Source organism: Streptomyces sp. NPDC091272 (genome assembly GCF_044757485.1).
Classification (GTDB): domain Bacteria; phylum Actinomycetota; class Actinomycetes; order Streptomycetales; family Streptomycetaceae; genus Streptomyces.
In genome coordinates this window covers 75,870-91,927 of sequence record NZ_JBIVVC010000011.1, presented here as the reverse complement: position 1 = coordinate 91,927, position 16,058 = coordinate 75,870, and the positions used below count along the sequence as shown (strand labels likewise).

At 72.0% G+C, this 16,058-nt stretch carries 13 protein-coding genes; 3 read left to right on the top strand and 10 right to left on the bottom strand.

Annotated elements, in window-relative coordinates:
- Positions 1–8 precede the first annotated feature (8 nt).
- The 6 genes from cobT to ACIQM4_RS26725 all read right to left on the bottom strand — a co-directional run bounded on the left by cobT (position 9) and on the right by ACIQM4_RS26725 (position 9,638).
- Complete coding sequence (cobT, locus tag ACIQM4_RS26750) at positions 9–4,106, bottom strand: nicotinate-nucleotide--dimethylbenzimidazole phosphoribosyltransferase (RefSeq protein WP_401596460.1); 4,098 nt, start codon at positions 4,104–4,106, stop codon at positions 9–11.
- Between the two features lie 464 nt (positions 4,107–4,570).
- Positions 4,571–5,806: a precorrin-6y C5,15-methyltransferase (decarboxylating) subunit CbiE gene (gene cbiE / locus ACIQM4_RS26745; RefSeq protein ID WP_401596457.1), complete on the bottom strand. Its 1,236-nt coding sequence runs from the start codon at positions 5,804–5,806 to the stop codon at positions 4,571–4,573.
- A 258-nt stretch (positions 5,807–6,064) separates the two neighbouring features.
- A complete protein-coding gene (locus ACIQM4_RS26740) occupies positions 6,065–6,715 on the bottom strand; it encodes a GNAT family N-acetyltransferase (protein WP_401596454.1) in 651 nt (216 codons plus the stop codon).
- Between the two features lie 237 nt (positions 6,716–6,952).
- Entirely contained in the window at positions 6,953–7,810 is an 858-nt protein-coding gene (locus tag ACIQM4_RS26735; protein ID WP_401596871.1) for a MetQ/NlpA family ABC transporter substrate-binding protein, read from the bottom strand.
- A gap of 83 nt (positions 7,811–7,893) precedes the next feature.
- On the bottom strand, positions 7,894–8,562 hold the full coding sequence (locus tag ACIQM4_RS26730; RefSeq protein WP_401596451.1) for a methionine ABC transporter permease: 669 nt from the start codon (positions 8,560–8,562) through the stop codon (positions 7,894–7,896).
- Positions 8,559–9,638, bottom strand: a complete 1,080-nt coding sequence (locus tag ACIQM4_RS26725) for a methionine ABC transporter ATP-binding protein (protein ID WP_401596448.1) — start codon at positions 9,636–9,638, stop codon at positions 8,559–8,561. The genes ACIQM4_RS26730 and ACIQM4_RS26725 overlap by 4 nt, the downstream gene beginning before the upstream one ends.
- Positions 9,639–10,138: 500 nt before the next feature.
- Here ACIQM4_RS26725 and ACIQM4_RS26720 point away from each other — a divergent pair, with 500 nt between their 5' ends.
- Together ACIQM4_RS26720 and ACIQM4_RS26715 are read left to right on the top strand one after the other, a co-directional pair.
- A complete protein-coding gene (locus ACIQM4_RS26720; protein ID WP_398420265.1) occupies positions 10,139–10,498 on the top strand; it encodes a hypothetical protein in 360 nt (119 codons plus the stop codon).
- A 1-nt stretch (position 10,499) separates the two neighbouring features.
- Complete coding sequence (locus tag ACIQM4_RS26715; protein WP_401596445.1) at positions 10,500–10,919, top strand: hypothetical protein; 420 nt, start codon at positions 10,500–10,502, stop codon at positions 10,917–10,919.
- Between the two features lie 209 nt (positions 10,920–11,128).
- On the opposite strand, the gene ACIQM4_RS26710 is transcribed toward ACIQM4_RS26715, so the two are convergent.
- From ACIQM4_RS26710 to ACIQM4_RS26700, 3 genes are all read right to left on the bottom strand, one after another.
- Entirely contained in the window at positions 11,129–11,635 is a 507-nt protein-coding gene (locus tag ACIQM4_RS26710) for a GNAT family N-acetyltransferase (protein ID WP_401596442.1), read from the bottom strand.
- 35 nt (positions 11,636–11,670) lie between these two features.
- A complete protein-coding gene (locus ACIQM4_RS26705; protein ID WP_401596440.1) occupies positions 11,671–12,186 on the bottom strand; it encodes a sigma-70 family RNA polymerase sigma factor in 516 nt (171 codons plus the stop codon).
- 90 nt (positions 12,187–12,276) lie between these two features.
- On the bottom strand, positions 12,277–13,440 hold the full coding sequence (locus ACIQM4_RS26700; protein ID WP_401596437.1) for a glycerophosphodiester phosphodiesterase: 1,164 nt from the start codon (positions 13,438–13,440) through the stop codon (positions 12,277–12,279).
- 263 nt (positions 13,441–13,703) lie between these two features.
- Between ACIQM4_RS26700 and ACIQM4_RS26695 the strand changes: the two genes are divergently transcribed.
- Positions 13,704–14,375 (top strand): lysophospholipid acyltransferase family protein, encoded by a 672-nt coding sequence (locus ACIQM4_RS26695; RefSeq protein WP_401596435.1) that lies wholly within the window; start codon positions 13,704–13,706, stop codon positions 14,373–14,375.
- Positions 14,376–14,500: 125 nt separating this feature from the next.
- Here ACIQM4_RS26695 and ACIQM4_RS26690 read toward each other — a convergent pair whose 3' ends face one another.
- A complete protein-coding gene (locus tag ACIQM4_RS26690) occupies positions 14,501–16,054 on the bottom strand; it encodes an MFS transporter (RefSeq protein ID WP_401596432.1) in 1,554 nt (517 codons plus the stop codon).
- Positions 16,055–16,058 lie beyond the last annotated feature (4 nt).

Genomic DNA, 16,058 nt, shown 5'->3' with positions numbered 1-16,058 from the left:
CCTGCTTCCTACTTCTCCGTCACACCTGCCGAGTCGAAGGTCGCGACCTCGTGCATCGCCCGCGCGGCGCTCTGCACCACCGGGAGGGCGAGCAGCGCGCCGGTGCCCTCGCCGAGCCGGAGGTCCAGGTCGACCAGCGGGCGCAGCCCCAGCTTGTTCAGGGCCGCCACATGGCCGGGCTCCGCGCTGCGGTGGCCCGCGATGCAGGCCGCGAGGGCCTCGGGGGCCACGGCGCGGGCGACCAGGGCGGCGGCGCCCGCGCTCACCCCGTCCAGGATGACCGGGGTGCGCAGGGATGCCCCGCCGAGGAGGAACCCGACCAGAGCCGCGTGCTCCAGGCCGCCGACCGCCGAGAGGACACCGATGGGGTCGGCGGGGTCCGGCTGGTGGAGGTCCAGGGCCCGGCGGACGACATCGACCTTGCGGGCGTGCATCTCGTCGTTGATGCCGGTGCCGCGACCGGTGACCTCGGCCGGGTCCTGTCCCGTGTAGACACAGATCAGGGCGGCGGAGACGGTGGTGTTGGCGATGCCCATCTCGCCGGTGAGTAGGGCCTTGTTGCCGGCGGCGACCAGGTCGCGGGCCGTCTCGATGCCCACCTCGATCGCCGCGAGGACCTCCTCGCGGGAGAGTGCGGGCCCGGTCGTGAAGTCGGCGGTACCGGCGCGGACCTTACGGGGCAGCAGGCCGGGGGTGGCCGGGAGTTCGCCCGCCACGCCCACGTCGACCACGCAGACCTCGGCACCGACCTGGTTGGCGAACGCGTTGCAGACCGCTCCCCCGCCGAGGAAGTTGGCCACCATCTGGGAGGTGACCTCCTGGGGCCAGGCGGTGACGCCCTGCGCGTGCACCCCGTGGTCCCCCGCGAAGATCGCGACGGCCGCGGGCTCAGGAATGGGCGGCGGGCAGGCCCTGGACAGGCCACTGAGCTGCGCGGAGATGATCTCCAGCATGCCGAGCGCGCCGGCCGGCTTGGTCATCCGCTTCTGGCGCTCCCACGCCTCGCCGAGTGCCTTGGCGTCCAGCGGGCGGATGTTGGTGATCGTTTCCTGGAGGAGGTCGTGCGGCTCCTCGCCGGGGAGGGCGCGGCGGCCGTACGTCTCCTCGTGGACGACCCAGGAGAGCGGGCGGCGCTTCGACCAGCCCGCCTGGAGCAGTTCGGGCTCCTCGGGGAACTCGTCGACGTAACCCACACAGAGGTACGCGACGACTTCGAGGTGCTCGGGCAGACCCAGCGCCCGGACCATCTCACGCTCGTCGAAGAAGCTGACCCAGCCGACGCCCAGGCCCTCGGCGCGGGCCGCGAGCCAGAGGTTCTCGACGGCGAGCGCGGAGGAGTACGGGGCCATCTGCGGCTGGGTGTGCCGGCCGAGGGTGTGCCGGCCGCCGCGCGTCGGGTCGGCCGTGACGACGATGTTGACCGGGGTGTCGAGGATGGCCTCGATCTTCAGTTCCTTGAACTGCTTGGCACGCGCCTTCGGCAGCGACTTGGCGTACGCGTCGCGCTGGCGGGCGGCGAGCTCGTGCATCGTCCGGCGGGTCTCGGCCGAGCGGATGACGACGAAGTCCCAGGGCTGGGAGTGGCCGACGCTGGGCGCGGTGTGCGCCGCTTCGAGCACACGCAGCAGAACCTCGTGCGGGACGGGGTCGCTGCGGAAGCCGTTGCGGATGTCCCGGCGCTCGCGCATCACGCGCAGCACCGCCTCGCGCTCGGCGTCGTCGTAACCGGAGGCGGCTGGAACCCCGGGAGCCACGAGGGCGGGCTGCTCCGGTTCGGCCTCTGCCTCAACGTGGGGCGTGGGTTCGGGCTCAGCGTCGAGCGTGGCCTCGGCCTCAACGTGGGGCGTGGGATCGACTGTGGGCACGGCTTCAGTCGCGGCCTTGGTCTCGGCTGCGGCTTCAGTCGCGGCCTTGGCCTCGGCTACGGCTTCCGTCTTGGCGTCGACCGCCGCCACGGGCGGCACCGCCTGCACAGACACCTCCTGTGCGGGCTGTACGGACTCCTCCGGCACGGGCCCGACGCCCGCGGGCCCGGCCTGTGCCGGTTCGGGCCGCACTGCTTCCTGCTGAGCCGGTTCGAGGTCCACCGGTCCGGGCTGTACTGCTTCGGGCTGAGTCGGTTCGACCTGCACGGCTTCGGACTGCACGGCTTCGGGCTGTGCCGGTCCGGGCTGTACCGGTTCAGGCTGGGCCGATTCCACGAGGGCGGGTGCCGCCTGGGCAGGTGCGGTGTGCACGTCGGTGACTTCCGCCGTCTCGATGACCTCTGCCGAGTCCGCGTCGGCGGCGGGCTCACCCGGCAGCGGGTGCGGCTGCGCGGCCGGGCCGCCGTCGCGCGGCCCGGGAACCGTCGCGGGCTGCTCGGGCAGCACGGCGGCAGGGCCCTCGGATGCGTCAGGGACGGCGGCCATGGACTCGGCTCCCGGCTCATCCCCGGCCTCCTCCACCGGAGCGGCGGTCACGGAAACCTGGTCGGTGACCGCGACGTGTTCCGGCACGGGCTGCACCGGGGGGACCGGGGCCAGTTGCGAACCGTCCGGGACCGAACCCGCCACCTGTACGAACTGCCCCACGGGCCCCACCGCGAGGGGTTCGGCATCGGCAGCGGCCGGAACACCCGCGTCGGGTACCGCCTGGACCGAGGCCACCGACTGAGGGGCCACCGGCTCGGGAGCCACGGCCTCGGGGGCCAAAGTCTCGGGGGCCACAGCCTCGGGAGTCACGGCCTCGGGGGCCACAGCCTCGGGAGTCACGGCCTCGGCGGCCACAGCCTCGGGAGTCACAGCCTCGGCAGTCACTGCCTCGGGCGCCACCGGCTCCGTGGTCGCCGCCTCAGGCTCCACAGGGGCAGGAGCGGCGGTCGCGGGGTCTGCGGGCGCTACGTCCGGAACGGCCGCAGCCGGAGTCGAGACCGCGCCCAGCTCAGTCGCCACTTCCTCCGCAGCCGCGGGAGCGGCCGGCGCGGCGGGGGTCGCCGCTTCCGCTACCGCCTCGACACCTTCCGGAACGGCCTGTTCCGGAACGACCGTTTCTGCAGGGAGACTCTGCGGCTCCTGGTGTGCCTGATCCAGGTGCGGCTGCTCCTGCGGCGGAAGCGTCTCAGCCACCGGGGCCGCAACGGGCACCGAATCCTGGACCTGCACGTGCGTTGCGTCCTCGGCCGGCGCGTAGGCCTCGAAGGCCTCCTCCTGCGGCTGCCCCTGCGCCGGAACGGACACGGGCGCGACCTGCACCGGAGCCGGCTGCGGGTGTGACTGCGGTTGCGCCGTCCACGGCGTCGGGGCCTGCGAAGGGATCTCACCCAGCTGCGGTCCCGGCAGCAGGGCGGCCTCGTCGCGCGGGATGTCGAGATACTCGGGGCCGGTGGTCGGCGGTCCCGCGTTGCGCATCGGCGCCGGTGCCGGAGCCTGGAACTGGCCCGGGGCGCGACCGGGCACAGCACCGGGCAGCGCACCCGGCACCGTCCCCTGGCCGGGCACCTGGCTCTGCACCGCCGCGGGGCCACGGTCGGCCAGCGACCGTACGACACCGCCGGTGGTGTCCGGCACGGGCGGTCCCATGTGCAGGGGGCGACGGGCCGGCGGGGCCACCGGGCCGGCCGAGACCGGCGGCGGGGGCATCCGTACGCCCGAGAAGTCAACCGAACCGGAGTCCCGGCCGCCCGCCTCGTGCGCGCCTGCCTCCACGGGCTGCGGGACGGCCCCGGCCGGGGGCGCCGTCACCTCGGCCTGCTGCGGGGCGTCCGCCGCCTGTTGCGGGACGGCTGCCGTCTGCTGCGGGACGGCTGTCTGCTGCGGGACGGCTGTCTGCTGCGGGACGGCTGTCTGCTGCGCCGCCGCCTCCGCGAACTGCGGAGCCGGCTCCGCGTAGTGGCTACCCGCGGCGACGGAATGCTGCGCCGGAATCACCTGGGGGTCGCTCCAGGCGCCCTGCGACGCGGGCATCAGCAGGAGGTCGTCGTCCTCCTGGCCGGACTCTGCGACGGTCTCTGAAGAATCGGAGGGGTCGAGGAAGGTGTACGCGCCTGGGGCGGGGACGCCCGGCTGCTCCACCATGCCTGCGTTCTCCGGCAGTCCCTCGCCCGGGACCTGGCCGGTGTCAGTCATGCGTACCCCTCGCCCATCTGTAGCGCCAGCGCTTCTTCGGCCCGGCCGCCTTTCGCCGACAGGGCCCCGTCGCCCGGGACGACCGCTCGACACGACCGCGCCCGTCAGTGTGATGAACGAGCGGGGGTGTCGCGCGGCACGAAAGGTTCCGCGGACACCAAGCATTGTCGCGGCCCTTCGGAGCCGGGGCAGGGAGAACCGCCACGACCCTCTGTGGGCTGCGCCACGTCGCGCACGCCCCGGGTCCGCCGCACCGCCCGTGACCTCAAACGAGGCCCCTTTTCAGGACATTGGCGAACCTTCCACCAACCGCCCATCTGCGGTACAACGATCGGCCAGCCTACCCCGCGCCGTCGACGGTGCTCGCCCTGGGGAGCGATCGGCAGAACATCCGCGCGAAGAAAGGGACATGGTCCTGCCGGATCAGGTACGAGGGTCCCGAAAACGCCCCTGGAGGGCCCGGATCAGGTACGGGGGTCCCGCGTCGCAAGCTCCTTGCGGCGCCCCGTCACCAGGAAGACCACCGACCGCCTGCGCTCCTCCCACTCCCCCGCCGGGTCGAGGTCGACCGTCTGGAAGAGCGAGCACTCCACCGCGTAGCCGCCCTCGCCGAGGGTGCGGGCGACGGCCTCGGCGTCGTCGCGGTTCTGGGCGTGCGTGACGATGCGTTCGGGCCGCCGGTCGACGCACGCCTGGACGACCGGGGCGCCACCGCCACCGATGCGGACGACGTCCGGCTCGGGAAGGTCCTCCAGTACGTGCGGGGCCTGACCGTGCACCACCTGGAGCTGTACGCCGAACCGGCGTGCGGCGGCCGTGTTCCGTACGCACGCGTCCGCGCTCGCGTCGACGGCGATGACGGCTGCGCCGAACCTGGCCGCCTCGACGGCCAGGGCGCCGCTGCCGGAGCCGATGTCCCACACCAGGTCCCCGGGGCGCGGGCCGAGCCTGGCGAGCTGGGCCGCGCGCAGGCCGGAGGTCTCGCCGTCGGCCAGGTCCTCCCCGTACTCCTCCGAGCGCAGGGCCCAGCCACGCAGTTCCTGCGGGTAGCCGGGCTCGCGGCCCGCGAGCCAGCCGCTGCCCTCGGCCGGCGCCTGGGTGCCGCCGATGACGATGACGACGTTGGGGTCGCGCCAGACGTGGTCGGCGGCCCGGTCGGAGGTGAGGACGGTGATGCTCTCGCGGTCGGTGCCGAGCTCCTCGCAGATCACGAAGGTGCGGTGCACGCCGTCCAGCAGCAGGGCGAGTTCGGCGGGGCCGGCCCCCGGCGAGGTGAGGACGGCGACCTTGGTGTGCGCGCGGCAGACGTTGACCGCGCGGCGCAGGGTCCGGCGGTGGGCGACGACCACCTGGGCGTCGTCCCACGGCATTCCGGCGCGGGCGAAGGCGGTGGCGACGGCCGACACGGCGGGCACGACCTCGACCTCCAGGCCGTAGGCGGGCGCGCGCAGGGTCCGTACGACACCGAAGAAACCGGGGTCGCCGTCGGCGAGGACGACGGCGGTACCGCGGTGGCCCGCGATCCGGCGGGCGGCGAGGTCGACGCTGCCGAGCCGGATGCGCTCGGCGCCGGCCGGCACGTCGCTCAGGGCGAGGTGGTGCGGGGCGCCCGCGACGAGGGTGGCCGCCGAGAGGGCGGACGTGGCCGCAGGGGTGAGGGGCGAGCCGTCCCAGCCGATCACCGTGACGCGGTCGGCCATCGTGGTCTGTCTCCTGAAGCGGTCAGTGGTGCCTGAGGCGGTCGGTGGGGAGGGGGCGATCAGTGGGGAGGGAGGCTGAGACTACCTGGTCCAGACCACTTACGGGGTCTTGCGGGTCCGGACGACCCATGAGGTCTTGCGGGCCCGGACGACCCATGAGGTCTTGCGGGCCCGGACGACCCACAGGGTCCTGCGGGTCCGGACGACCTACGAGGTCCTGCGGGCCGGACGACCTGGCGCGCGGGCCGTTCCCGTGACTCAGTTCCAGTCGGTGTACGCGGAGGCGTAGCCGCCCGCGTCGGCCAGCTGGTCCGGGGCGCCTTCCAGGTCCTCGGGCAGCAGGCTCCACACGATCAGGTCGGTGCGGATCTCGGTCCAGCCGTCGGGGGTGCCGTTCTCCGTGCGCGTACGCGCTATCCAGGCGTTGCGCAGCACGCCCTCGCTGATGCAGCCCATCTTCTGGGCCACCTGCTGGGCGGCGGTGTTGTCGGCCGGGGTGCGCAGCTCGATGCGTTCGAACCGCTGGTCACGGAAGAGCCACTGGGCGGCGGCGAGCACGGCCTCGGTCGCGTACCCCTCGCCGCGTGCCCACGGAGCGGTCACGTAGTCGATCTCGGCGGCCCGGATGCGCCAGTCGGTGCGGGAGAGGTGCACGAGCCCGACGAGGCGCTGGGTGAGGAACTCGGTGACAGCGAAGACGATGCCGCGGCCCTGGGTCCGCTCGGTGGGCGCGATGCGGCGTACCCAGCGCTCGGCGTCACGTGCGGTGTAGGGGTGCGGGGCGGTCGTCCACGCGGTGACCGCCTCGTCGTTCATCATCTCGATGTGCGCCGGGATGTCCGCCTCTTCGTAGGGGCGCAGCACCAGCCGGTCCGTGCTGATGGAGACGTCCGGGAAGGTGGTAGTCATGCGCTGCTCCATACCGAAGTGGCGTCGGGCCGAGAGGGTTCGCTGTGCTGCGGGGCGTGAACGCACAGCATGCAGCATGGGGCGGGCGCCGCGCATGACCGGGTCCGCGGTGCGGGTGGCCGCGGCGAGGCCCCGGCCGCCGGTCCACGGCGGCCCGTGCACGGGCCGAAGCCCCGTACTCCGGGCGGGAGTACGGGGCTTCGGCACCCAGCTGTGACAAGTATCGTACGAAATCGACTACTTCACGGCACCGAAGGCGGGAACGACCGAACCGGTGTACTTGTCCTGGATGAACTTCTTGACCTCGTCCGAGTTGAGCAGCTTGGCGAGCTTCTCGACGCGCGGGTCCTTCTCGTTGCCCTGCTTGACGGCGAGGAAGTTGGCGTACGGGTTGCCGTCGGCCTTCTCGATCGCCAGGGCGTCCTTGCTCGGCTTGAGGTCGGCCTCGATGGCGAAGTTGCCGTTGATCACGGCCGCGTCGACCTGGTCCAGGGCGCGGGGCAGCGTGGCGGCCTCCAGCTCCTTGAAGTTGAGGCCCTTCTTGTCCTTGATGTCGGACAGCTTGGCGTCGGTGCCGACGCCGTCCTTGAGCGCGATCACACCGTTGTCCGCGAGCAGGTGCAGCGCGCGGCCCTCGTTGGTGGTGTCGTTGGGGACGGCGACGGTCTGGCCGGCCTTGAGCTCCTTGAGGTCCTGGACCTTCTTGGAGTAGAGGGCGAGCGGCTCCAGCTCGACGTTGACGACCGGGACGATCGTGGTCTTCTGCTTCTTGTTGAAGTCGTCGAGGTAGGGCTTGTGCTGGAAGAAGTTGGCGTCGACCTCGCCGGTCTGGGTGGCGGTGTTCGGCAGGACGTAGTCCGTGAACTCCTTCACCTCCAGCTTGAGCCCGGCCTTGTCCGCCAGCTCCTTCTTCACGTAGTTGAGGATGTCGGCGTGCGGCGTCGGGGACGCGGCGACGACGAGCGGCTTGCTGGTGTCGACCGAGCCGTCCGCCGACTTCGCGGCGGGGTCGGAGGCGGTGCCGCAGGCGGTGGCGCCCAGGGTGATCGCGGTGACGGCGGCGGCTGCGACGGAGATCTTGATGTTCTTGCGCACGAAGAGTGCCTCTTTCTTGATCTTGCGGATGGTGCGCCCGGACAAGGAGTGCGGGCTCTGCGGAGAAGGAAGTCTTGTGGGGGTCAGGCGGTGCGGCCCCGGCGGGCGAGCAGGCGTACGACGCCGTCGCCGAGCAGCTGGACGACCGTGACCAGGAGGACCAGGATCACGACCGTGGCGAGCATGAAGGTGGTCTCGAAGCGCTGGTAGCCGTAGCTGACCGCCACGCTGCCGAGTCCGCCGCCGCCGACCGCGCCGGCCATCGCCGAGTAACCGACGAGCACGATCACCGTGGTGGTGACGGCCGAGACCAGCGAGGGCAGGGCCTGGGGCAGCAGCACCTTGAAGACGACGGTCGGCACGCCTCCGCCCATGGCCTGGGCCGCCTCGATGAGTCCGTGGTCGACCTCGCGCACGGAGGTCTCGACGAGCCGGGCGAAGAAGGGGATCGCCCCGATCGCGAGCGGCACCACCATGGCGCTGGGGCCGATGAAGGTGCCGACCACGAAGGTCGTGAAGGGGATCAGCGCGATCAGCAGCACGATGAACGGCAGCGACCTGCCGATGTTCACGACCGCGCCGACGATTTTGTTGACGACCGTGTTCTGCAGCAGGCCGCCCTTGTCCGTGAGGACGAGCAGCAGGCCCAGCGGGAGGCCGCCGAGCACCGAGACGACGGTGGCCCACAGGACCATGTACAGCGTGTCGATGACGCCCTGCGACAGCAGTGGCTGCATCTCGGACCAGGTCACTTCACGTCCTCCTTGACCGGCGCGGCCTCGTCGACCGGGGCGGGGTTCTGTGCCGGTGCGGCGGTGGCGCCGTCGTCCTCGACGACGTCGACCTGGAGGCCCTGCTCGCGCAGGAAGCCGACCGGGACGACGTTCTCCTCGTACCGGCCGGGGAGCTCGATGCGCATCCGGCCGATCTGCCGGCCCGCGACGGTGTCCATCGCGGCGCCCAGGATCGAGATGTCGATGTTGTACGTACGGGACAGCTGGGAGACGACCGGCCGGCCGGCGGCGTCGCCGTGGAAGGTGACGTCGATGACGGTGCGGCCGGGGCCCGTGGCGTGGCCGGTCACCGGGAACAGCTCCGAGGCCAGCTCGGAGCCGGGGGTGGCGAGCAGCTCGGTGACCGTGCCGGTCTCGATGACGCGTCCGCGCTTCATCAGGGCGGCCGAGTCGCAGATCGACTTGACCACGTCCATCTCGTGCGTGATCAGCAGGACGGTCAGTCCGAGCTGCTGGTTGAGGTCGCGCAGCAGCTGGAGGATGGAGCGGGTGGTCTCCGGGTCGAGGGCGCTGGTCGCCTCGTCGGAGAGCAGCACCTTGGGGTCGCCCGCGAGGGCGCGGGCGATGCCGACGCGCTGCTTCTGACCGCCGGAGAGCTGTCCGGGGTAGGACTTCGCCTTGTCTGCGAGGCCGACCAGGTCGAGCAGTTCCAGTGCCTTGCGGCTGCGCTCCTTGCCGGAGACGCCGAGGATTTCCAGCGGCAGCTCGATGTTGCCCTGCACGGTGCGCGAGGACAGCAGGTTGAAGTGCTGGAAGACCATCCCGATGCGGGAGCGGGCCTCGCGCAGTTCCTTGCCCGCGCGGTGTCCGCGCCCGGCGAGTGCGGTGAGGTCCGTGCCGTCGACGGTCACGGTGCCCGAGGTGGGGCGCTCCAGCAGGTTGACGCAGCGGATGAGCGAGGACTTGCCGGCGCCGCTCTGACCGATGACGCCGAACACCTCGCCCTCACGGACGTGCAGGTCGACGCCGTCGAGGGCGGTGACCTCACGGCCGCGCGAGGCGTAGACCTTGGTCAGGCCGGTAGTGGTGATCACAGGGTTTCCATCACTGTTGTCGAGTGCGCGGCGGTTCTTCCCGCCGGGCGCACGGGGCAGGTGTCCGGGGCGCGCGGCACAGCTCGGCTCGTGGTGCGTGGGGAGCCGGGGGCGCGCGTGGCGGGCGGCACGGGCACGTACGGGCGCATGGCTTGCGGGTGCGTACGCGACGCGGCCGGACCGGGTCTCGCTTCGGGGCGCGAGGCTCAGGCGGGGGCCCTCAGAAGTCGCACATTCGACACATACAACGAGCACCGGGCGTCATCATCGCCTCGGTCGCAAGGGTGCGGCTGCTCGTCGTGGTCATGGTGACGAGTAAACCAGATGTGCGTACGAGCCGATCCCCGGTGTCCGAATAGCGGACAGAAAACGCCGCTCCGTGGACACGGTTTCCGCGCCGGTCCTTGCCTCTCGCGGGGTGCGGCAGGCCGCCTGTGACGGACGCCACGCGGCCGGGGGCCCGCGGCGGCCGTCCGGAAGCGCCCAGTACGCTCCTTCCCATGCTTGACGCCCTGACGGTCGCGGTCTCCGTGGCCGCGCTCGCCCTCGCCGCGTGGTGCGGTTACGCCGCCTTCCGCGACCAGCCCACCAAGGACTGGCACTTCATCGGCATGGCCGTGGTGACGGTCCTCGCGCTCGCCCAGCTGGTGATCGGCATCGTGCAGCTGGCACGCGGCGAGAAGCCCGCCGAGGGCAATGTGATCTTCGTGTCGTACCTGGTCGGCGCGTTCGCGGCGGTGCCGGCCGCCGGATTCATGTCGCTCGCCGAACGGACCAGGTGGGGCTCGATCACGGTGGCGGCGGGCGCGGTCGTACTCGCCGTGCTCGAAGTCCGTCTGTACGACATCTGGAGCGGCTGAGATGACCTCGACGACACCTGACCGCAACGCCGGGCGCAAGCGGCTCGTGACGGGTCCCGGTCTGCTGCTGGTGTGGCTGTACGGGGTGATGTCGGTCGGCGCGGTGTCGCGCTCGGCCTACCAGATCGCCACCGAGTTCGACCGGGCCCCGCTGGCGTACACCCTGTCGGCCATCGCCGCGGTGGTCTACGCGTTCATCACGTACACGCTGGTGCGGGGCGGGGAGACGGCCCGCCGGGTGGCACTGGGGTGCTGCGCGGTGGAGCTGGCGGGGGTCCTCGTGGTGGGCACCTGGACGCTGATCTCGCCGGGATCCTTCCCGGACGCGACGGTGTGGTCCAAGTACGGCGCGGGATACCTGCTGATCCCCGTGATCCTCCCCATCACCGGCCTGCTCTGGCTCCGCCGCAGCAGGGGCTGAGCCGCGGAGCGCGGCGGGGGGCAGTCCGCCGGGCGCAGCTGGGGCCGAGTTGCCAGGCGCAGCAGGGGCTGAGCCGCCGGGCGCAGCGGCGGCGGGCCGTCACCCGCATCCCGCGCCAGCCCACCCGCCGCATCGCGCGGCGGGCCGGTGCGACGGCCGCCGGCCTCGCGTGGCACCCCCGGCACGACCGCCCGACCCGCCCCTGCACCTCATGCACTGGCGACGAACTCCCCCACCGGTGCCTCCTTCTCCAGCGTGACGAGGGTCAGCCGGGGGCCCGCCTGCTCGCGCGACACCGTCTCGTAGCCCCGGCTCCGGTAGAGCCGCAGATTGGTCTCGCTGCGGTGCCCCGTGCAGAGCCGGAACCGCTTGGCCGCGAGTGACGCCGCCAGGTGCCCCTCCACGGCGGCGAGCAGCCGTCCGCCCAGCCCGTGCCGCCGCATCCTCGGATGCACGATCAGCTTGGCGATCCGGGCCGTGCCGTCCTCGTCGACCACCGCCCGCACGGAGCCGACGACCTCGTCCCCGAGGCGGGCCACCAGCGCGTGGCCCCTGCCGAGTTCACCCCTGAGCTCCGCGAGCGTCTGGGTGAGGGGCTCGATCGTCCAGTCGTCGTAGAGTTCCGCCTCGCTCTGGTAGCAGAGGTACTGGAGTTTGAGGATCTGCTCGGCGTCCCGCTCGCCCGCCGCCGCAGAGATGATCACGCTCGTGCCCATGTGCTGCCTCCTGCTCGCCCGCTCCACCGGCCGGTCTACGGCTCCATTCCCCTGCGCACAGGGGGTGCAACCTCCGCCGCGAGCATTCTGCGCAGGCATCCCAGGCAACGGGAACGCATGGGTCCCAAACTCCCTTGTGACATTCCCAACTCCCCTGCGATTTCCCGGTAGGTGGGGTCGGTGGGCGAGAGCAGCAGGGTGAGCAGGGGACGGCAGCGGGCCGGCAGCCTGCGGACCGCGGCCCGCAGCGCCCGGCGCCTTTCGGCGGCGAGCACCTCGCTCTCGGGGCCGCTGTCGTGCGCGGCCGGTGGTTCGGCGGCGTACGGCAGTTCGTGCCGGCGGCGACGGCGTGCGAGCCGCGCCTCGGCGCGTACCGCACCCCGCAGCCAGTCGGCGAACTCGGCGGGCGCTCCGTCCGGGTGCTCCAACAGCCTTACCCAGACGGCCTGTTCGAGGTCCGCGGCCTCGACCCCGGCGCCCGGTGCCTCCGCCGCGGCCTCGGCGGCGAGCAGCGGGGTCAGGGCCTGCACCTCGTGCAGCAGTAGATCCATGCCCGGCGGGACGCCCCGGCCACCTGCGGCGGTTGCCGGTGGCACCCCCTCTCACCCGTACGGGTGGCCGAGCGGGTCATCGGTCCCCCGTCATGCCCGGAAGTCCGCCGCCGCGAGCAGTGCCGTGTCCGGCTGGTCCGAGAAGATGCCGTCGATGCCGGTCGCGAAGTAGGCCGCGAAGGCTCCGAAGGCGTCGCCGTACGCCGTCGGGTCGGTGCCGCGGCGGAAGTCGGCCGGCAGGAAGCTGTTCTCGTTGCGCATCGTGTAGGGGTGCAGGACCAGCCCCCTGGCGTGCGCGTCCCGTACGAGGGTGGTCGGCCGGCCGAGCCTGCCCGCCGCGTCGCGCGGGACCACCAGGTCCAGGGTCGGGCCGATGCCCTGCGCGAACCCGGAGATCCACTTCAGGCCTTCGGGGGTGACCAGGTCCGCGACGGTGCGCGGGTCGCCGGACTGCGTGAAGTCCCAGGGCCGGTCGGCCGCGCCGCCGAGCAGGACGACGCGCGGGCCCGCCACCAGCTTCGCCATCCGCTGCATGCTGCTCGGCTCGAAGGACTGCACGAACGTCGGGGAGTCCGCCTTGTGCCGGCCGTACCTGCGCAGCAGCCGGGCGAGCGGCTCCTCAAGGCCGAGGCCCAGACCCCGGAAGTAACTGGGGTGCTTGGTCTCGACGTGCAGCCACACCGGGCGCCCGCGTTCTCGGCCCGCCTTCTCGGCCCAGCGCAGCACCTCCTCGAAGGTGGGCACCTGCCAGCGGCCGTCGTAGAGGGTGTTCTCCTGGCGGACGGCGGGGATGCGCTCCTTGGCCCGCAGCGTCTTGAGTTCGGCGAGCGTGAAGTCCTCGGTGAACCAGCCCGTCAGTGCGACGCCGTCGACCTTCTTCGTCGTCCTGCGGGAGGCGAACTCGGGGTGCACGGCGACGTCGGTCGTACCCGTGATGTCGTTCTCGTGGCGGCAGACGAGGTGTCCGTCCTTGGTGGGCACGAGGTCCTGCTCGATGACGTCGGCGCCCATGTCGAGGGCGAGCTGGTAGGAGCCGAGGGTGTGCTCGGGGCGGTGGCCGCTGGCGCCGCGGTGGGCGACGACGGTGGGGACGGGCAGCCTGCGGTAGGCCGGTCCGGCGTGACCGTGGCCACTTCTCACGGTGTCCGCCGCCTGCGCCGTACCCGTGGGGGCGAGGGCCGCGCCCGAGGCGCCGAGCACCGCGGCGCCCAACAACGCACGCCGACCGGGACCGAATTGAGCACCTTGTGTCACGAAAGCTCCCTGTTGTCCTGGCCGGCTCTTGACCCGCGCTTGACCGGTCCGTTCCTCGATGGCGGCCCGATGGTAGGCGGCTACGCATTACGACGGGGAGGCCTTGGACGGAACGCAGTGCAAACACACGTCAACACTGCGTATCCGCCTGATGAACCCGATGTGCGATCAGCGGCGGGCCCCGAGTATCGTCCTCACCTGCGCGTACCCCGCGCGGGCCTGTACCCGTATGCAGACTCGAACCCACGACTTCGGAGGAACCGTTGTCCCGTCTCGCGCTCATCAAGGCAGTGCTAGGACCGATCCTGCGCCTGATGTTCCGCCCCAAGGTGGAGGGCGCCGAGAACATCCCGGGAACGGGTCCTGTCATTCTCGCCGGCAACCACCTCACCTTCATCGACTCGATGATCATGCCGATCTGCCTGGACCGCCCGGTCCACTACATCGGCAAGGACGAGTACGTGACGGGCAAGGGCCTCAAGGGCCGGCTGATGGCCTGGTTCTTCACCAGCTGCGGCATGATCCCGGTGGACCGGGACGGCGGGCGCGGTGGCGTCGCGGCCCTGATGACCGGCCGCCGGATCCTCGACGAGGGCAAGATGTTCTCCATCTACCCCGAGGGCACCCGCTCCCCCGACGGCCGGCTGTACCGCGGCCGTACCGGCATCGCGCGGCTGACCCTGATGACGGGCGCGCCGGTGGTGCCCTTCGCGATGATCGGCACCGACAAGATCCAGCCGGGCGGCTCCGGCCTGCCGCGCCCCGGCAAGGTGACGGTCCGCTTCGGCGAGCCGATGGAGTTCTCCCGGTACGAGGGCATGGACCGCGACCGCTACGTGCTGCGCGCGGTGACCGACTCGGTGATGTCGGAGGTCATGCAGCTGTCCGGCCAGGAGTACGTCGACATGTACGCCACGAAGGCCAAGGCGGCCTGACCTCGGGAAGCGGCCTGACCGCAGGAAGTACGGGCGAGGGCCCCGCCATCTGATCCGGCGGGGCCCTCGCCCGTCTCCGCGTCGCGGCACGTCAGTCCTCATGCCCTCTTCGAGGTCTTGGCACGTCAGTGCTCGATGCCCTCTTCGAGCTTCTGGCCGCGCAGCATGACCCACGCGGCGACCGCCGTCGCGAACAGCACCAGCGCGCCGACCAGCGCCGCCGCCTGGAACCCGTCGGTGAAGGAGTCCCGCGCCGACTCCAGGAGCGCGGCGGCCCGGTCCGCGGGCAGGGTGGCCGCCGACTCGACGGCGCCGCCCAGGGAGTCGTGCGCCGCCGCCGCCACGTCGGCGGGCACCCCGGCCGGGACCGGGAAACCCCGGTAGATACCCGTCACGACGGAGCCGAGCAGGGCGATGCCGAGGGCCGCGCCGAGTTCGTACGCGGTCTCGGAGACGGCGGAGGCGGCGCCCGCCTGCTCCTTGGGGACGCTGGAGAGGATGACGTCCGCGGTGACGGTGAAGGCGAGGCCCGCCCCGAGCCCGCCGAGGAACAGGGCGCAGCCGAGCGGGACCATCCCGGTGTCCGAGGTGAACACCGTGCACGCGAGCAACGAGAGGCCGACGGCGGTCAGTCCGCCGGACACCGCGAGCCGTACGGAGGTGCGGCGGGCCAGGACTCCGGCCGTGAGGCCCGCGCCCACCGCGCCGACCGCCGCGGGGAGTTCGATGAGCCCTGCGTTCAACGGCGAGCGCTCCTGGACCAGTTGCAGGAACTGGGAGAGAAAGAAGACCAGGCCGGAGAGGCCGAGGATGGTCAACAGGTCGGCGAGGACGGCGCCGGAGAAGCCCCGGTGCCGGAACAGCTGCATGTTCAGCAGCGGGGACGGCAGGCTGCGCTGGCGCCGTACGAACCAGTACAGCGCGCCCACGCCGACCACGGCGCCGAGCGCGATGTCCCAGCGGAAGCCGTGCACCGCCGCCTCCTTGACCGCGTAGACGACGGCCACCATGCCGACCAGCGAGAGCAGCACACTGAGCATGTCCCAGGGCCCGGGTGACGGGTCCTTGGACTCGGGCAGCAGCTTGATGCCGACGACGACCAGGACCGCCATCACGGGGAGGTTGATGAGGAAGACCGACCCCCACCAGAAGTTCTCCAGGAGGAACCCGCCGACCACGGGGCCGACCGCGGCGCCGGCCGAGGCGGCGGCGCCCCAGATGCCGACGGCGAGGCTGCGCTCCTTGGGGTCGTGGAAGATGTTGCGGATCAGGGCCAGGGTGGACGGCATGAGAGTGGCGCCCGCGACACCGAGCAGCGCACGGGCGACGATCATCATCTCGGGGCTGGTGGCGTACGCATTGAGCACGGACACCGCGCCGAACGCGACCGCGCCGGTGAGCAGCAGCTTCTTGCGGCCGATACGGTCGCCGAGGCTGCCCATCGAGACCAGCAGGCCGGCGATGACGAACGAGTAGACGTCACCGATCCACAGGAGCTGGGTGCCGGACGGCTTGAGGTCCTCGCTCAGGAACGGCGTGGCCAGGCCCAGTACGGTGGCGTCCACCGCCACCAGGAGCACGGCGAGGACGAGCACGGCGAGCGCGAGCCAGCGGCCCGGCCTGGTGACGCCCCCCGCGCCGGGGGCGGCGGCCGGGGGCTGGTGGTCGGTGCTTGTCATTTCT

Bases quoted from the DNA above. Each gene is read 5' to 3' on its own strand.
- ACIQM4_RS26690 (WP_401596432.1), bottom strand. From the start codon at position 16,054: ATGACAAGCACCGACCACCAGCCCCCGGCCGCCGCCCCCGGCGCGGGG.
- ACIQM4_RS26705 (WP_401596440.1), bottom strand. From the start codon at position 12,186: ATGGATCTACTGCTGCACGAGGTGCAGGCCCTGACCCCGCTGCTCGCC.
- ACIQM4_RS26720 (WP_398420265.1), top strand. From the start codon at position 10,139: ATGCTTGACGCCCTGACGGTCGCGGTCTCCGTGGCCGCGCTCGCCCTC.
- ACIQM4_RS26740 (WP_401596454.1), bottom strand. From the start codon at position 6,715: ATGACTACCACCTTCCCGGACGTCTCCATCAGCACGGACCGGCTGGTG.
- ACIQM4_RS26715 (WP_401596445.1), top strand. From the start codon at position 10,500: ATGACCTCGACGACACCTGACCGCAACGCCGGGCGCAAGCGGCTCGTG.
- cobT (WP_401596460.1), bottom strand. From the start codon at position 4,106: ATGACTGACACCGGCCAGGTCCCGGGCGAGGGACTGCCGGAGAACGCA.
- ACIQM4_RS26710 (WP_401596442.1), bottom strand. From the start codon at position 11,635: ATGGGCACGAGCGTGATCATCTCTGCGGCGGCGGGCGAGCGGGACGCC.
- cbiE (WP_401596457.1), bottom strand. From the start codon at position 5,806: ATGGCCGACCGCGTCACGGTGATCGGCTGGGACGGCTCGCCCCTCACC.